This is a genomic window from Rhodococcus sp. JCM 9793 (assembly GCF_055380405.1).
The window spans coordinates 5,313,690-5,329,856 of the sequence record NZ_AP043721.1; the positions used below are offsets into that span (position 1 = coordinate 5,313,690).

Here is a 16,167-nt window from a genome sequence, read left to right on the forward strand (position 1 = left end):
TTACTTCGCTGCGAAGGCGAGCTCGGCAGCCTTGTCGGCAGCCTCGTCCATGGTGGCGACGACCGTGACCAGCGGGTGAGCAGCCTCGGCGAGGATGCGGCGACCCTCCTCGACGTTGTTGCCGTCCAGGCGCACGACGAGCGGCTTGTTGGCCTCGTCGCCCAGGGTCTTCAGGGCACCGACGATGCCGTTGGCGACCGCGTCGCACGCGGTGATGCCGCCGAAGACGTTCACGAACACGCTCTTGACCTGCGCGTCGTTCAGGATGACATCGAGGCCTGCAGCCATCACGGCAGCGGAAGCGCCGCCACCGATGTCGAGGAAGTTGGCGGGCTTGACGCCGCCGTGGTTCTCGCCGGCATAGGCGACGACGTCCAGGGTCGACATGACCAGGCCCGCGCCGTTACCGATGATTCCGACCTCGCCGTCGAGCTTGACGTAGTTGAGGTCGTTCTCCTTGGCCTTGAGCTCGAGCGGATCCGTCGCGTCCTTGTCCTCGAACTCGGCGTGGCCGGGCTGACGGAAGTCGGCGTTGGCGTCCAGGGTGACCTTGCCGTCGAGCGCCAGGATCTGGTCGTCGGGGGTGCGGACGAGGGGGTTCACCTCGACGAGGAGCGCGTCCTCCTTGATGAACACCTCCCACAGCTTCTGGATGGTGTTGGCGGCCGCGTCGAGGACCTCTGCGGGCAGCTTGCCGGCCTGGGCGATCTCGCGGGCGAAAGCGAGGTCGACACCCTTGACGGCGTCGACCGGGATCTTCGCGAGTGCGTCGGGATTCTCCTCGGCGGTGACCTCGATCTCGACGCCACCCTCCACCGAGCACATCGCCAGGTAGGTGCGGTTGGTGCGGTCGAGCAGGAAGGAGATGTAGTACTCCTCGGCGATGTCACTCGCCTCTGCGACCAGCAGCTTCTTGACGACGTGGCCCTTGATGTCGAGGCCGAGGATAGCCTCGGCGTTGGCCTGGGCGGCATCGACGTCGGCGGAGTACTTGACGCCACCTGCCTTGCCGCGGCCACCGACCTTGACCTGCGCCTTGACCATCACGGGCTTGCCGATTTCCTCGGCGATCTCGCGGGCACCGGCGACGGTGTCGGTCACACGGCCGGCCGAAGTCGGCACGTCATGCTTGGCGAAGAGTTCCTTCGCCTGGTATTCGAAGAGATCCATCTGCTCACCGTCTCGTCTGCGTTCTCGCCCGCTCGGGGGTATTGAGCGGGCCGATTTCGGACTCTAGTTTCTCGGACGACCCACGAAACGACCGCGCCCGCGCTCTGTGGCGCACATCACGGACTCCGCAGGTCTCGTACTACCTCACGGGGTTACCTCCGGGAGGGCACTGTACGACAACCGAGAGGACCACCTGACCCAGAATGACAGGTGGCTGCGATCGCACGGCGACCGGCACTCCGATGGTCGAGCGCACAGCCGCACGTCGTCCTCGCCGATCACATTTTGCGATCTCGGCGATATCCAGTGGGGCGAATTCGTGACCTGGGGGCAAATACCCGATCAGGCCAGGTCAAACTGTGATGCCAGTCACATAAACGACGGGTTCGGGCTTACGGCTTGCCACCCACGCGACCATTTCGTTACCGTCACTGCCAGCCGAAGTAACGATGAGGTCACGACGAAGGAGGACGGCATGCGTCCAGGCAGCCAGATCACCGGCAGCCCCGCTCGCCGCTCCACCACCGAACCGGACGAGGCCTGGGATCCCTGGAACTCCTCCGGCGCCCCGCACTTCCGCGATACCGACTTCCGCAACACCGGTAAGGCACAACCGACCTACTACGGCAGCGAACCGGTCGAGAACGTCGACTCCCACGCGCCCCGTACCGGCGCCCACCGCATCCCCACTCCCCCCACTGCACTCAAAGGTCGCGCAGCCGTCTTTGCTGTCGCCGCCGGTGCCGTCGTCGCCGCCGGACAGGCCGCGACCAGCAACTCGGGTTCGAGCCCCGCGACCTCGGAGATAGCACTCGCCGCCGACGCCTCGGACGCGAACACCCTCACCGCGACCGCCGTTCCGCAGGCTGCCCAGTTCGCCTCCGATTCAGCGAGCGCCGGCGCAGCTCCCTCACAGGCACCCCAGGTCCTCAACATCGCAGATCCCAACGATCTGTCGCAGTTCTCCAACCTGCTCGCCAAGGGCCAGCGTTTCAGTGAGGAGCGGGCAGCGCGCGAAGAAGCCGCCCGTCGTCCCCTGTTCGTCCTGCCCGCCGTCGGCAGCCACACCTCCAACTTCGGAGCCCGGTGGGGCACGCTGCATGCGGGCGTCGACATTGCAGGCCCCATCGGTACCCCGATCCTCGCGGTCGCCGACGGCGAGGTCATCGATTCCGGTCCGGCGCAGGGCTTCGGCATGTGGGTCCGTCTACTCCACGCCGACGGCACGATCACCGTGTACGGACACATCAACGAATCGCTCGTCACCGTCGGCCAGCACGTCATGGCGGGCGATCAGATCGCCACCATGGGCAACCGCGGATTTTCCACCGGCCCGCACCTGCACTTCGAGGTTCACCTGAACGGCGTCGACAAGATCGATCCGCTGCCGTGGCTCGCCACCCGTGGGATCTCCCTCGGTCAGTACGCCGACTGAGCACACCACTCGAGCACCACGCCGACCCTGCGGTGCCCCTCAGAGCTTGGTCATCGGCACGCCACCGACCAGCATCAGCCGCACCTTGCCGGCACTTCCGAAATCGATGACCACCGTCGCAGTGGGTCCGGAACCCTTGGTTTCGAGCACCGTCCCCAGTCCGTACTTGTCATGCGTGACACGATCGCCCACGGTGAGCACGAGATGATTGTTTCGGCCCCGCGCGGGGCCGAAACTCGGAGTGGCCGAGCGTGATTCGCCAGCCGAGAAACGAGATCCGGTGCCCGACCCGATGGACTGCCCTCGCATCGGACCCGGATCGGTTCGACGCCAATCGATGAGCTCTTGCGGAACCTCTTGCAAGAAACGTGATTCCGGGTTGGTCACAGGCTGGCCCCATGCCGAGCGCAGCACCGCACGGGAAAGGTAGAGCCGACGACGCGCGCGGGTGATCCCCACGTACGCGAGGCGCCGCTCCTCGGACAGTTCAGCCGGGTCTCCGAGTGCCCGCATGTGCGGGAATTGCCCGTCTTCCCAACCGGTTACGAACACCACTGGGAACTCGAGCCCCTTCGCGGTGTGCAGCGTCATGAGCGTGACGACGCCGTCGTCGTTGTCGGGGACCTGGTCGGCGTCGGCCACCAACGACACCTTCTCGAGGAACGCGGCAAGCGACCCCGGAGCCGGCTCCCCTTCCGCAGGCGCCACGTCGTCCAGACCGGCCGCGTTGCGCGCATCGGAACTGAATTCCCGTGCAACACTGACCAATTCGTGCAGATTGTCGAGGCGTGCGCCATCCTGAGGGTCGTCGCTGGCGGCAAGTTCGGCGCGGTAGCCGGTGCGCTCGATGATCGCCTCGACCACGTCGCCGATGTCGACCGCGTCGTTTCCGTCGGCGTCGGTCTCGCTCAACATCGTTCTCAGATCGTCGAGGATTCCGACGAATCCCGCGATCGCCTTCTGTGCACGCGTGTTCAGCAACGCGACGTTGCCTTCCGCGGCGTCGAGCAGCGCCTGCCCGAAACTCACACCGTGCCGTTCCGCATGGACGGCGACACACGCCTCGGCGCGATCGCCGATACCGCGACGCGGAGTGTTGAGGATACGACGCAGACTCACCGTGTCGTGGGGGTTGTCGAGGGCCCTCAAGTACGCGACGGCGTCGCGCACTTCCTTGCGCTCGTAGAACCGCACTCCCCCGACGACCTTGTAGGGCACTCCGTGACGGATGAACACGTCCTCGAAAGGCCGGGAAGCGTTGTTGGTGCGGTAGAAGACGGCTATGTCGGAGTACTTGACCTCGCCGGTGTCGACCAGTCTGTCGATCTCGGAGGCGACGAACCGGGCTTCGTCGTGCTCGTTGTCGGCCACGTAGCCGGTGATTGCCTCACCGGTGCCGGCGTCGGTCCACAGTCGTTTGTCGCGGCGCCCGGTATTGCGGGAGATGACGGCGTTCGCAGCCGACAGGATGTTCTGCGTCGACCGGTAGTTCTGCTCGAGCAGGATCGTGCGGGCCTGTGGGTAGTCGCGCTCGAATTCCTCGATGTTGCGGATCGTCGCGCCGCGGAACGCGTAGATCGACTGGTCGGCGTCGCCCACCACGCACAGCTCGCTCGGCGGGACATCGGCCGGTTCGTCGGAGTCGCCCACGAGAGTGCGCACGAGCACATACTGCGCGTGGTTGGTGTCCTGGTACTCGTCGACGAGAACGTGACGGAATCGACGACGGTAATACTCGGTGACCTGCGGATGAGCCTGCAGGAGCGCGACCGTCTCTCCGATCAGGTCGTCGAAGTCGAAAGCGTTGGCCGCGCGCAGCCGCTTCTGATACTGCGCGTATACACTCGCCACGATCTTCGGGAGCGGAGCCGGATCGGAACTCGCGGTCGCGGCGGCCTCGTCGGGGCCGATCAGTTCGTTCTTCAGGTTCGAGATCTGGGTGGCGAGCAGCCGCGCGGAGTACTTCTTGGTGTCGAGCTCGAGATCCTTCGCGATCATCGTCAGCAGGCGACGGGAATCATCGGAGTCGTAGATCGTGAAGTTCGAGTTCATGCCGGTCAGCAATGCCGATTGCGCCCGGAGAATCCGCACGCAGCTCGAATGGAACGTCGAGACCCACATCGAATGTGCGCGCGGCCCCACGAGACCCGCGACACGCTCGCGCATCTCGGCCGCCGCCTTGTTGGTGAACGTGATGGCGAGCACCTGCCCGGGTGCGACACCGCGCTCGGCCAGCAGGTATGCGATCCGGCGGGTGAGCACCGCAGTCTTTCCCGAACCCGCTCCGGCGACGATGAGCAGCGGTGCACCTTCGTGGGTGACTGCTTCCCGCTGTTGCGGATTGAGACCCTCGAGGAGGGCGTCGGAAGCGGGGAGCGAATGGGCGAGCGCTGCAGGAGTGTTCATCGTGATCCCAAACTACCGGACGGGTCGGACATCGAATCCGACTTGGCCGCGAGGTGTCCGGGTGGCAAACTGGACGCTATGTCATGTGTCCTTCGTTCGGCCGAGCTTCGAGCATACGGTCGGCTCGACGTCTCGACCACCGACGTTTTCCGATTCCGGTAACAGCCCCCGTTTCCCGGACGATTTCAGAGCTGACGCGAGGAGATGACATGAGCACGAACATCGACGCTTCCCTGTCCGACGGTGCTGCCGCGGTGAACGGTGCCGCCACCGACCCGGTGCCCACCACCGAGGCCGAGATCGACACGCTCCGCCAGGAGATCGACCGGCTCGATTCGGAGATCCTGGCCGCGGTCAAGCGTCGCGCCGAGGTGTCCCGTCTGATCGGCCGTACTCGTATGGCCTCCGGTGGCACCAGGCTCGTCCACAGCCGTGAGATGAAGGTACTCGAACGCTTCAGCGAGCTCGGCCAGGAAGGCCACACCCTCGCGATGTTGCTGCTGCGCCTCGGCCGGGGACGCCTCGGCCACTAGGAGACGCCCCGACCGGTCGGTCACTGCACGGCCCCGCCGGTCACTGCAGGGCGATGTACTTGGTGTCGAGGTACTCCTCGATCCCCTCACTGCCGCCTTCCCGACCGAGTCCCGAGTCCTTGACACCACCGAACGGCGCCGCGACGTCGGAGACCACTCCGCGGTTGACGCCCAGGATGCCGGAATCGATCGCATCCGACAGGCGTAATGCCCGGTCCAGGTCCTTGGTGAAGACGTATGCCGCCAATCCGTACTCTGTGGCATTCGCTGCGGCGATCGCTTCCTCTTCCGAGTCGAACCCGCTGATCGCGGCCACGGGCCCGAACACTTCCTCGCGCAGGATGCGGGCCTGTCGAGGAACGTCGTCGATCACCGTCGCGGGATAGAACCACCCCGGACCGTCCGGAATCTGTCCGCCGAGGCGGACGCGCGCGCCGGCCGAGACGGCGTCGTCGACGAGTTCGACGACCGTGTTTCGCTGGGATTCGTTGATCAGGGGCCCGAGGGTCGTCTCCGGGTCGGTGCCCGGCCCCATCCGATATTCCGACATCCGTTCGAGCAGCCTGGTGACGAATTCTTCCTTCACGGAGTTCGCGACGTGGAATCGGTTCGCGGCCGTGCAGGCTTCGCCGCCGTTGCGGAGTTTCGCAGCCACCGCACCCTCGACGGCGGCGTCGAGATCGGCGTCGTCGAACACCAGGAACGGCGCGTTGCCGCCGAGTTCGAGCGATGTGCGCAGCAGCGACCGGCCGGCGGCTTCGGCGAGCGAGCGGCCCACCCCGGTCGATCCGGTGAAGGTGAGCTTCCGCAGCCGTGGGTCCTCGAGGAGGGGTCCGGTGACGGCGCTCGCGTGTGACGTCGGCAGCACCGACAGTACGCCTTCGGGAAGTCCCGCTTCGGCGAAGATCTGTGCGAGCAGCAGCAACGTCAGCGGCGTTTCGGATGCGGGTTTGACCAGCATGGTGCAGCCGGCAGCGAAAGCCGGGCCGATCTTCCGGGTACCCATCGCGAGAGGGAAGTTCCACGGAGTGATCGCGAGGCACGGCCCCACCGGCTGCTTCGTGACGAGGATGCGCCCCGTCCCGGCCGGGGCGTGGGTGTAGCGACCGGCGATGCGTACTGCTTCCTCGGAGAACCATCGCAGGAACTCGGCGCCGTAAGCGACTTCGGATCGGCTCTCGGGCAGTGCCTTGCCCATCTCGAGCGACATGAGGTGGGCGAAGTCGTCAGCGCGGGCGGTGATCTTCTCGAACGCACTCCGCAGGATCTCGCCGCGCTGCCGCGGAGGGGTCGCGGCCCAGTCGGGTCCGGCAGCGACGGCCGCGTCGAGCGCCCTCGCGGCGTCGCCGGCCGAGGAATCTGCCACTCGGGTCAGTTCGTCTCCGGTGGCGGGGTCACGGACGGCGAAGGTGTTGCCGCCCTCGGCGGGTATCCAACGGCCGCCGAGAAACAGGTCTGTGGGAACGGAACGGATCAACTCTGCGGTGTCCATTTCCTCATAATGCTTGATAGGACACCGCCCGTCAGCAACCCGGCAGTAACCGCTGGTGAGGGATAGTCTTCTGACATGATCGACATCACCTCCACGGTCGAATGGCAGGAACTCGCTGCGCATCGGGCGGAGGTGGAGTCGATACACCTGCGGGACCTCTTCGAGCAGGACCCTCAGCGTGCCACGCGGATGTGCACGTCCGCGGGCGATCTGGCGATCGACTACAGCAAGCATCGGATCACCGACCGGACCCTGGAGTTGCTGCTCGATCTCGTGCGGGCGGCGCAGGTCGAGGAACGGCGGGACGCGATGTTCGCCGGCGAGCGGATCAACCTCACCGAGGACCGCTCCGTGCTGCACACCGCACTCCGACTGCCCCGCGACTCATCGCTGGTCGTCGACGGTGAGAACGTGGCCGCGCAGGTCCACGAGGTACTCGACGCGATGGGTGAGTTCACCGACCGGGTGCGTTCGGGTGAGTGGCGCGGCGCCACCGGTGAGCGAATCGCGACGGTGGTCAACATCGGTATCGGCGGCTCGGATCTCGGACCGGTGATGGTCACCCGCGCGATGCGGTACTACGCCGACGGCCCCGAGATTCGGTTCGTATCGAATGTGGACCCGGCAGATCTGACGGCAGTGCTCACCGGCCTCACCCCTGCGACGACGTTGTTCGTTGTGGCTTCGAAGACCTTCTCGACGCTCGAAACCCTGTCGAACGCCACGGCTGCACGACGCTGGCTGGTCGCCGCACTCGGAGACGACGCGGTGGCATCGCATTTCGTGGCGGTCTCGACGCATCGTGAGCGGGTCGTCGAATTCGGCATCGATCCGGCGAACATGTTCGGATTCTGGGACTGGGTCGGTGGCCGTTACTCGGTGGATTCGGCGATCGGGTTGTCGGTGATGTGTGCGATCGGCCGCGACAGGTTCGCGGAACTCCTCGCCGGCTTCCACACGATGGACACCCATTTCCGCACGGCGCCGCTACAGGAGAACGCTCCGATCCTGCTCGGGATATTGGGCCTGTGGTACACGAGTTTCCTCGGTGCCGAATCGCGGGCGGTGCTGCCGTATGCCAATGACCTGGTGCGGTTTCCGGCGTATCTGCAGCAGCTGACGATGGAGTCGAACGGCAAGTCGGTGCGGGTCGACGGGTCTGCCGTCGATTACCCGACCGGTGAGATCTTCTGGGGTGAGCCGGGCACGAACGGGCAGCACGCGTTCTATCAGCTTCTACATCAGGGCACGCACCTGGTGCCGGCCGATTTCATCGGGTTCGCGCGGGCACTCGTAGACCTACCGGGCCGCGACGGCACCGGCTCGATGCAGGCGACCCTGATCGCGAACATGCTGGCGCAGTCGAAGGTGCTGGCGTTCGGGAAGTCTGCGGAGCAGATCCGCGCCGAGGGCACCGCCGACGACCTCGTGGCGCACAAGGTGATGCCCGGCAATCGGCCGTCGACAACGATCCTCGCGCCGCAGTTGTCGCCGTCCACGCTCGGCCAGCTGATCGCGTTGTACGAGCACCAGGTGTTCGTACAAGGTGTGGTGTGGGGTATCGATTCGTTCGATCAGTGGGGTGTGGAGTTGGGGAAGGTCCAGGCCACGGCGTTGCAGCCGGCATTGGAGAGCGACAGCGCCCCGTCGACGGGCGACGCCTCGACCGACGCACTCATCCGCACGTATCACCGTATGCGACAGCGCTGACGAACTTCAGGCCGCGCGCGGATCCGACCACGTCGACGTCGTGTGGATCCGCCCCCTCGAATCGATGAGACGACCGGCCAATTCGTACTGCTCGAGCCAGGACAGCGCCCCGATTCCCCGGTACAGGGCCGTCGTCGCGGCGGCATCGGCCCACACCGCGTCCGCTGCGATGACGGTGACCGTGCCCCAGCGCTGATCGTCGTCGGCCGATGTGCGCGAACTCATCGCAGCACCTGCAGGGAGCTCGACGATTCCGTGGCCGGGCAGCGACACCTGCCACCCGCCCGCCGGGCAGTGCCCTGCAGTCGCGATCGTGGCGCCCATCTGCACGAGTACCCCGCATTCGAGGACGGTCGCGACGAGCGTTGCTGCTCTGCCGGCGACATCGGCGTGCGCGGTAGCGGTGATGTCGAGGCTCGCGCCCCACGGCGCGAGCACCGTGTCGTCGTCGAGCTGGACGTCGAGATAGCGCGGAATCGGGTGGATCGGGGGCACTGACTCGGTGTCGAGTGCTGCGTCGTCGCCCGCGACAGGATCGACCGCGCCGTCGGTCATCCGCGCGGCCCACAGCGCCGACCGCAGGAGTGCCGCCAACCTGGGACTCACCCGCACGGGTGTGCCCTGTGCCAGGTTCACAGCATGGATCTCCGCGTCGCCGCGCAGGAGGTCGCATGCGGCCGCGGATTCTTCGATCACCGACCGCACGAGCTCTTCGGCATCACCGAGTGCTGCGCACTCGGTAACTGCCAGCGCTACGTTTTCCCCCCACCCCCGCCACTGTGTGCTGCTGATCATGACGGGCACCACCCGCAATCGTTTCTGGGACGTCGGCTTCCAGTATGCCTTGAATATTCGCGCCGGTCAGGTGCCGAAACCGACTTCGGTAGTAGTCAGATTCGAGACAGAATGCCCGCGGTGTCGACTCCTGTGGGCAAAGTGCCCAGTGCGATTCCCCAGTCGGAATCGAGTCGGCTCGCGCAGAATGCGTCGGCCACCGCCGGGTGACCGTGGCGGACCAACTGGGCCCCCTGCAGCACCAGCGCCATGAGTTCGACGATGCGGCGGGCGCGGTATTCGATGTTCTCGAAGTCGGCGAGTTCTTTACCCACGCGCGCGATCGCGTTGTCGAGCCGGCTGTCGGATCCCTCGGCCAGTCGGACCTCGGAGAAGAACGCTTCGACGCTGTCGGGTTGCTTGACCATCGCGCGGAGTGCGTCGAGCGCCGCGACGTTACCCGAGCCCTCCCAGATGGACATGAGCGGGGCCTCCCGGTAGAGCCGCGGCATTCCCGATTCCTCGGCGTAGCCGTTGCCACCGAGGCATTCGAGGGCTTCGGCGCTGTGCGCGGGGGCGCGTTTGCACACCCAGTACTTGGTCACCGCCAACGCGATCCGGCGCAGCGCCGCTTCCTGCTCGTCGCCGCCCGCGCGATCGGTCGCGCCGGCGAGCCGCATCATCACGGTGGTGGCTGCCTCGGATTCGACGACGAGATCGGCAAGGACGTTGCGCATGAGCGGCTGATCGATGAGCAGCGCACCGAAGGCCTTGCGGTGACGGGCGTGGTGCACGGCGCGCAGCGTGGCCGCACGCATGCCGGTCGACGAGCCGATGACGCAGTCGAGCCTGGTCATGTTCACCATCTCGATGATCGTGTTGACGCCGCGACCCTCCGGTCCGACGAGCCGACCGATCGCGCCTTGGTATTCGATCTCGGACGACGCATTGGACTTGTTGCCGAGCTTGTCCTTGAGACGCTGGATGTGGATGCGGTTGCGGGTGCCGTCCGGCAGCACGCGCGGCAGCAGGAAGCACGACGAGCCGTTCTCGGTGTTGGCGAGGGTCAGGAACACGTCGGACATCGGAGCGGAGGTGAACCACTTGTGCCCGACGATCGTGTAACTGCCGTCGGCGTTGGGCGTCGCGGTCGTAGTGTTCGCGCGGACGTCGGAGCCGCCCTGCTTCTCCGTCATGGACATGCCGGCGATCAGACCGCGCTTGGACAGCGGTTCACGCAGGCCGAAGTCGTAGTGGGGTGCCGCCAGAAGCGGCTCGTAGATCGCGGCGAGCTCGGGGTTGTGCCGCAGCGCGGGGATCGCCGCGTAGGTCATGGAGATCGGGCACATGTGCCCGGCGTCGGCCTGCCCCCACACGTAGAACTTGGCGGCACGGGCGACGTGCGCACCCGGGCGAGGGTCGCTCCAGGGTGCCCCGTGCAGGCCGTGCTCGACAGCGACGGTCATCAGATCATGCCAGTGCGGATGGAATTCGACCTCGTCGATCCGGTTTCCGTAGCGGTCGTGAGTGTGCAGTACGGGCGGGTACTCGTTGGCCAGCCTGCCCCATTCCTGTGCCTCGACACCACCGGCGCGAGCACCGAGTTCGCGGACCTCGTCCTCTGCCCAGGACGCGCCTTCGCGGCGGAGACCTTCGAGCAGTGCCTGGTCGTCGGCGGCCTGGAAGGGCACGAGGTCCGGGACCTGATTGAGTACTTCGTGAGTGGCCGGGAATGTCATGACGATGCTCCTTCGTGCCGGTCCAGGACAGGGTCGGATCCCACTGCGCGCAAGGCAAGGGTGACGAGATCGGGAACGGTGGTGGTGGATGTCTCCCCGGCGCTGAGGGGGCCGGTGAGGACTTCGCCGACGGCCCCGACGAGGGCGGCGGCCACGAGGTCGGGGTTCTGCGGGGGAAGCTCGCCGGTGGTGACGCCGACGCGAATCGCATCGGCGAAAGCTCGGGCGAACGCACGGCGGAAGACGAGACGTTCGGCGTCGACGGCGGCGTCGACCGGTTCTGCGAGCAGTGCGTATGCCAATGTGGGTTTCCGTAACGCGCGAAGAGCGAAGGTCTCGACGACCCGCGCGACCCGTTCGGCGGCCGACCCGGTGGAGGCGACGGCGTCGACGGCGTCGACCTCGCGGCTGCACTGCTCGCGGAAGACGCGGACCATGAGATCGGATTTGTCGGTGAAATGCCGGTAGACGGTGCCGGTGGCGACCCCGGCGCTCTCCGCGACGGCCGCGATGGACAGACCCCGATACCCGTGTGCGGTCAGCAGCGCGACCGCCGCGGACGCGATCGAGTCGCGTTGCGCGTCGAGTCGTTGCTGCACTGCGGGGGTACGCCGATACGCCACACCAAGAATTGAACCTGCATTCATCACTTGAGTCAAGGGAACGGCTGCCCCGACCGGGAGTCGGCGATACCGTCGTCTTCGCTCGTGTGCTCGCACGGCCTCACCGACGCGCCCGGACTCATCGACGCGGTAGCCGATGCCCTGGCAGGAAAAGGCATCGCCACCGAAGCCGGACCATCCGACGCATCCGACTCCGACCTCCGCGACGCCCTGCAACTGACCGGCCGCGTATCGAAGCTGCACAGCGAGACCATAGCCACGACCACCGACATGATTGATGCGCTGACCCGGCCCTGAAGGACCGGGCTTGCGCGCTACGTTCTCCGGTCACACCACGGGAGCGAGAGCCTCCACCAGACGTGTGCGCGCACGGTTGATACGGCTTTTGACGGTCTGCACCGGAATTCCCTGATGCTCGGCGATCTCGGCGTAACTGAGCTGCGCGTATTCACGAAGGACGACCGCCGTGCGGTATTCGTCGGGCAGATCCGCGAGCGCGCGGCGCACCGCGTCGACGTCGACGACGCGGTCGGCCACCGACGACTCCGAACTCGCGCCGAGATCGATCTCGTCGACCATGACCTCGCGGCGACGTCGCACGGTCGCCAGAGCAGCGTTCGCCGCGATGCGGTGCAGCCACGTACTGAACTTGGCGGTGCCCCGGAACTTGTCCAGGTTCTGCCATGCCGCAGTCAATGCATCCTGCAGTGCATCCTCGGCGTCGTGCCGATTTCCGGTGATCTGGAGGCACACCGCCCAGGTCCGGGTTCGATACGCACCCACCAGCTCACCGAACGCCGCGGTGTCGCCGGCTCGGCACCGCTCGATCAGCTCGTCGTCGTTCATTCGCACCCCCATGTCGTGGCGGTAGAGTACCGCCCTCGACCTCGGTCGAGCATCACCATCCCTGGTCGAGGCCGTCCAGGCCACCCGCGGCCGGATCGTCCAGGTCTGCGCCCAGGTCGCTGTACACGTCGGGGGTGTCGTCTACCGGGCCGGAATCGATGTCGTCGAGAACGGTGCCTTCATCTCCTGGAACGATGTCGTCGACGCCGGCCGGTGCAGATGCTTCATCCGGCACGAGTTCGGAGGCGACGACCGCCGCATCGGGATCCACAGCCGCTCCCACAGCAGCAGTCCACACGTCGTCGGGAACTGGTTCGAGGGCACTGTCGCGCGGCAGTCCCAAGGCCTCCCACAGGGAGACATCCGAGTCGTTCATCGCGTCACCTTCCCGGAGTCGGTCACATCAGGTCGGTCGAGTCGGTGGACCCTGCCGATCCGGTGTCGGGTTCGAGTGTGTAGACCTCGTCGGCATAACCGTCCTGGTCGTGGTCGACGCCCATCACGTCTGCCACGCCGTCGCCATCGACGTCGATCATCACAGTGTCGACGATACCGTCGCCGTCCATGTCGAAATCGCCTTCGTCGATCACACCGTCCTCGTTGTGGTCGAACAGCGCGCCATCGATGCGGCCGTCGCCGTCGAGATCGACATACAGGGTGTCGGCCACTCCGTCGCCGTCACGGTCGACCGCACCGTCGCCGAGCGCCGGGTTCGGGATCGGACCCTGCTCCGAGTTGGATCCTGGTCCGACACCGTAAGGATTCTCCGCCATCATGTCCTCGTTTCTCGCTACTCACCGTGCTGACAACAATGAGATGCAGCGGCGACCACGAATGTTCCCGGCCGACGAAGATTCGTCGCGCCCGAGGGCTACGACCAGGTCTCGTCGACGACCGTCGACTCTGCCGTCGACGGGATCGTTCCGCCCCCGTGAGCAGAAGAATTCTCCGGAAGACCCCGCACCGCGGCAAGGGCGACACCGGCCAGGATCAGGGCGCCCGCCACCGCTATCCCCACGGGCCGGATCCAGCCGATCGCGCGGGCACGCAGGGTCCTCCGGCCGTTCTCGGCCACGATCAGCGCACCCTCTGCGACCACCACGGGGTCACTCGGGGTTGCAAGAGGGCCGAGGTGCGCCAGCCGGTTACGCAGCAGGGGGATCCGCGCCGACCCGCCGGTCGCGCAGAGAGCATCGAGGTCCCCCACCCCGAACCCGGCATCGGTCAGCGTCCCCCACATCGTCTCGACCACGCGGTCGATGTGCGGTGTGATCGCCGCATCGAGATCCTCGCGAGTCAGCGTCACTGTGTGCTCGCAGCCCTCCAGCGTCACGACAATCGTCGCCGTGTGCGCGTTCGTCAACGTTTCCTTCGCGCGACGCGCCTGCTCGTCGAACTCCCGATGCACACCCAGCGGCGCCTGCTGCAGGCTCGCGGCGAATCCCGGCTCGCGCGCGGTGAAGACCCCTTCTGCCCACTTGCGCACGGCAGCGTCGAGGGCGCGGCCGCCGAGGTTGTCGTCGCCGCGGGTCGCGACCACGTCGAATCCCCCGGTCTCCGTCACGACGACGACTGCCGTATCTAGCGAGGTGCCGCCGAAGTCGCAGACCGCGAACACCGTCCCGCACCGTAGCGCCCTCCCCTGGGTGCAGTACTCGACGGTGGCCCGCGCCTCGGAGACCGTCACGATCGTGCGCGCATCGATTCCTGCCCGCGCCCCGGCGTCGGCGAGCGTCCGGACCTGTCGCTCCGACCAGGAGTCCGGATGTGTGAGGACCACGACCTTCGGACGTTGCCCGTCATGCGTGGCGAGTGTCCGTTCGTACACCGCCTCGATAGGCCGGACCGCATCATCGACGATCAGCGACTCGACCGTTCCGCGCACCGGATTAGTGTGCGCAGCAACCGTATTCGACGCACCGAAATCGATCGACAGCATCCAGCCGGACAACGAACCCCCTTACGAACACACCGTGTCGTCCGACATCATGCCCTATTCGAAGCCGGAATCAACTATGGGTCCGCCAGATCGTGGTATAGGCCCGGGTGAGCACCGTCAGGGCCGCATCCTCGGCCGCAGTGGACGCAGTCAACGTGCGCTGCTGGACCGCCGCGAGTCGCTGCGCCGCCGCATCGCGGATCATGCCCGGAGGCGCCGACGCGGGCACGCGCAACCGCTCGGCGAAGGTCCGGCCACGCAGCAGGTCCGCCAACTCCGCGACCAGCGGCGCAGACGGATCCGCCCGCAGCAGCGCCCTCAGCGCCCTCAGCAGCAACACCGGGGTCAGTGCCGGATCGTTCTCGAGCCCGTACGCGATCGACCGGATGTGGTCACGGGCGGGATGACTGTAGGCGAGCGAGTCGATCTCCTGCAGAATCCGGCCGGCACGCTGCAGCACCGCGTATTCGCGCAGAGACGTGTGCAACACCTCGCGGAGACGACCGATGCCGGACCGTTCGGTCAGCCAGGACCCCAGCGCATGCGCACCACCCGTGGCCACCTGCCGTCCGTGTACCAGCCCGTACTCACCGACGAGGTCGAGCAGTCGCTCGACGGTCGGTGGGTCCACCGGCATGGGGTCGCCGACGTCGATGATGTCGAACAGTTCACGACCGGGCGGTCCGGCCAAGGAACGCAACGCCCGCGCATCCGTCTCCGTGACCCTGCCCGTGTGGCTGGTCTCCGCGAGCAGACCCGCTACGGGAATCACCGAGCCGACGAGTCCGGGCAGCTGCCCGGCCAGCACAGCGGCGTGATCGGCGGCGTGTGCGAGTGGATCGCGGCGCCCCAACGCTCCCTCACCGAATCCGTCGGCACGCGAGAGCACCCCGAGCGTCGTCAGCGGTGTGAAGCCGAGTTGATGCAGGAAGTCGACCTCGTCGGCGCGCGGTGCAGAATCGAACAGGAAGATCGCCGCGTCGGCATCCACCGATGCCGCGCGGGTCTGCTCGTATCCGTCGATCAGTGCTCGCCGTGTCGTGGCGGCGTTGTCGACCGTCAGCGTCGCGAGGCCCGGAGTGTCGATCAGAGTGATGTCCGACAACGACTGGGACGGGAGAAACCGCTGAACATAGGCGATTTCGGTGGGAGGGAAAGCCGGCACGACCGTCCCACCGAAACTCAGGGGCTGAGGAACGACACTGCCGTCGAGTGTGACCACCTCGGCTCGCGACGGCGCACCGTTGCGGTAGACGGTGACGACGTTGGTCGCCTCGAGCGCCGCGGTCTCCGCCAGCGGCGCACCGATCAGCGCATTGACCAAAGTCGACTTGCCGGCCTTGAGACGGCCGACGACGACGATCTGCGGCGGCGAGAACAGGATCGCCCCGATCCGCGATGCATGCGACGGAAGGTCGCCGCCCAGATTTGCGAGGGAGTGCAGGGCCGACTCGATCCGAGCGTGCACCGGGTCGTTGCTTCGCTGGGGGCTTCCGCCCT

The 16,167-nt window shown here is 66.6% G+C and carries 15 protein-coding genes; 4 read left to right on the forward strand and 11 right to left on the reverse strand.

Annotated features, from left to right (window positions below; all coding sequences use genetic code 11):
* Complete coding sequence (gene sucC / locus ACZ46K_RS26640) at positions 1-1,170, reverse strand: ADP-forming succinate--CoA ligase subunit beta (protein WP_464745701.1); 1,170 nt, start codon at positions 1,168-1,170, stop codon at positions 1-3.
* 475 nt (positions 1,171-1,645) lie between these two features.
* Between sucC and ACZ46K_RS26645 the strand changes: the two genes are divergently transcribed.
* Entirely contained in the window at positions 1,646-2,605 is a 960-nt protein-coding gene (locus tag ACZ46K_RS26645; protein WP_464745703.1) for a M23 family metallopeptidase, read from the forward strand.
* 39 nt (positions 2,606-2,644) lie between these two features.
* Here ACZ46K_RS26645 and pcrA read toward each other — a convergent pair whose 3' ends face one another.
* Positions 2,645-5,011 carry a DNA helicase PcrA gene (pcrA, locus tag ACZ46K_RS26650; RefSeq protein ID WP_054805352.1) on the reverse strand — a complete coding sequence of 789 codons (2,367 nt, stop codon included), beginning with the start codon at positions 5,009-5,011 and terminating at the stop codon, positions 2,645-2,647.
* 209 nt (positions 5,012-5,220) lie between these two features.
* Here pcrA and ACZ46K_RS26655 point away from each other — a divergent pair, with 209 nt between their 5' ends.
* Positions 5,221-5,544, forward strand: coding sequence for a chorismate mutase (locus ACZ46K_RS26655; RefSeq protein ID WP_054805351.1), 324 nt, complete (start codon positions 5,221-5,223; stop codon positions 5,542-5,544).
* A 40-nt stretch (positions 5,545-5,584) separates the two neighbouring features.
* Here the strand turns inward: ACZ46K_RS26655 and ACZ46K_RS26660 are convergent, their stop codons facing one another.
* Positions 5,585-7,036 (reverse strand): NAD-dependent succinate-semialdehyde dehydrogenase, encoded by a 1,452-nt coding sequence (locus ACZ46K_RS26660; protein ID WP_464745706.1) that lies wholly within the window; start codon positions 7,034-7,036, stop codon positions 5,585-5,587.
* A gap of 75 nt (positions 7,037-7,111) precedes the next feature.
* Between ACZ46K_RS26660 and pgi the strand changes: the two genes are divergently transcribed.
* Complete coding sequence (gene pgi, locus ACZ46K_RS26665) at positions 7,112-8,746, forward strand: glucose-6-phosphate isomerase (RefSeq protein WP_054810933.1); 1,635 nt, start codon at positions 7,112-7,114, stop codon at positions 8,744-8,746.
* Positions 8,747-8,752: 6 nt separating this feature from the next.
* On the opposite strand, the gene ACZ46K_RS26670 is transcribed toward pgi, so the two are convergent.
* From ACZ46K_RS26670 to ACZ46K_RS26680, 3 genes are all read right to left on the reverse strand, one after another.
* On the reverse strand, positions 8,753-9,541 hold the full coding sequence (locus ACZ46K_RS26670; protein ID WP_464745708.1) for an FAD:protein FMN transferase: 789 nt from the start codon (positions 9,539-9,541) through the stop codon (positions 8,753-8,755).
* Between the two features lie 95 nt (positions 9,542-9,636).
* A complete protein-coding gene (locus ACZ46K_RS26675; RefSeq protein WP_464745710.1) occupies positions 9,637-11,259 on the reverse strand; it encodes an acyl-CoA dehydrogenase family protein in 1,623 nt (540 codons plus the stop codon).
* Entirely contained in the window at positions 11,256-11,882 is a 627-nt protein-coding gene (locus tag ACZ46K_RS26680) for a TetR/AcrR family transcriptional regulator (RefSeq protein ID WP_054807682.1), read from the reverse strand. The genes ACZ46K_RS26675 and ACZ46K_RS26680 overlap by 4 nt, the downstream gene beginning before the upstream one ends.
* Positions 11,883-11,966: 84 nt before the next feature.
* Here ACZ46K_RS26680 and ACZ46K_RS26685 point away from each other — a divergent pair, with 84 nt between their 5' ends.
* Positions 11,967-12,179 carry a hypothetical protein gene (locus ACZ46K_RS26685; protein WP_464745712.1) on the forward strand — a complete coding sequence of 71 codons (213 nt, stop codon included), beginning with the start codon at positions 11,967-11,969 and terminating at the stop codon, positions 12,177-12,179.
* A gap of 30 nt (positions 12,180-12,209) precedes the next feature.
* Here ACZ46K_RS26685 and ACZ46K_RS26690 read toward each other — a convergent pair whose 3' ends face one another.
* From ACZ46K_RS26690 to ACZ46K_RS26710, 5 genes are all read right to left on the reverse strand, one after another.
* Positions 12,210-12,728, reverse strand: coding sequence for an RNA polymerase sigma factor (locus ACZ46K_RS26690; RefSeq protein WP_054807683.1), 519 nt, complete (start codon positions 12,726-12,728; stop codon positions 12,210-12,212).
* 52 nt (positions 12,729-12,780) lie between these two features.
* Entirely contained in the window at positions 12,781-13,104 is a 324-nt protein-coding gene (locus ACZ46K_RS26695) for a hypothetical protein (protein WP_054807680.1), read from the reverse strand.
* A 22-nt stretch (positions 13,105-13,126) separates the two neighbouring features.
* Entirely contained in the window at positions 13,127-13,504 is a 378-nt protein-coding gene (locus ACZ46K_RS26700; RefSeq protein WP_054807681.1) for a hypothetical protein, read from the reverse strand.
* A 95-nt stretch (positions 13,505-13,599) separates the two neighbouring features.
* Positions 13,600-14,613 (reverse strand): Hsp70 family protein, encoded by a 1,014-nt coding sequence (locus ACZ46K_RS26705; RefSeq protein ID WP_464745715.1) that lies wholly within the window; start codon positions 14,611-14,613, stop codon positions 13,600-13,602.
* Positions 14,614-14,737: 124 nt separating this feature from the next.
* Positions 14,738-16,135 carry a GTPase gene (locus ACZ46K_RS26710; RefSeq protein ID WP_464745717.1) on the reverse strand — a complete coding sequence of 466 codons (1,398 nt, stop codon included), beginning with the start codon at positions 16,133-16,135 and terminating at the stop codon, positions 14,738-14,740.
* Positions 16,136-16,167: the final 32 nt, after the last annotated feature.

What these genes read in the sequence shown, in the direction of transcription:
- sucC (WP_464745701.1), bottom strand. Translation starts at nt 1,170, where the DNA reads ATGGATCTCTTCGAATACCAGGCGAAGGAACTCTTCGCCAAGCATGAC.
- ACZ46K_RS26645 (WP_464745703.1), top strand. Translation starts at nt 1,646, where the DNA reads ATGCGTCCAGGCAGCCAGATCACCGGCAGCCCCGCTCGCCGCTCCACC.
- pcrA (WP_054805352.1), bottom strand. Translation starts at nt 5,011, where the DNA reads ATGAACACTCCTGCAGCGCTCGCCCATTCGCTCCCCGCTTCCGACGCC.
- ACZ46K_RS26655 (WP_054805351.1), top strand. Translation starts at nt 5,221, where the DNA reads ATGAGCACGAACATCGACGCTTCCCTGTCCGACGGTGCTGCCGCGGTG.
- ACZ46K_RS26660 (WP_464745706.1), bottom strand. Translation starts at nt 7,036, where the DNA reads ATGGACACCGCAGAGTTGATCCGTTCCGTTCCCACAGACCTGTTTCTC.
- pgi (WP_054810933.1), top strand. Translation starts at nt 7,112, where the DNA reads ATGATCGACATCACCTCCACGGTCGAATGGCAGGAACTCGCTGCGCAT.
- ACZ46K_RS26670 (WP_464745708.1), bottom strand. Translation starts at nt 9,541, where the DNA reads ATGATCAGCAGCACACAGTGGCGGGGGTGGGGGGAAAACGTAGCGCTG.
- ACZ46K_RS26675 (WP_464745710.1), bottom strand. Translation starts at nt 11,259, where the DNA reads ATGACATTCCCGGCCACTCACGAAGTACTCAATCAGGTCCCGGACCTC.
- ACZ46K_RS26690 (WP_054807683.1), bottom strand. Translation starts at nt 12,728, where the DNA reads ATGAACGACGACGAGCTGATCGAGCGGTGCCGAGCCGGCGACACCGCG.
- ACZ46K_RS26695 (WP_054807680.1), bottom strand. Translation starts at nt 13,104, where the DNA reads ATGAACGACTCGGATGTCTCCCTGTGGGAGGCCTTGGGACTGCCGCGC.
- ACZ46K_RS26700 (WP_054807681.1), bottom strand. Translation starts at nt 13,504, where the DNA reads ATGATGGCGGAGAATCCTTACGGTGTCGGACCAGGATCCAACTCGGAG.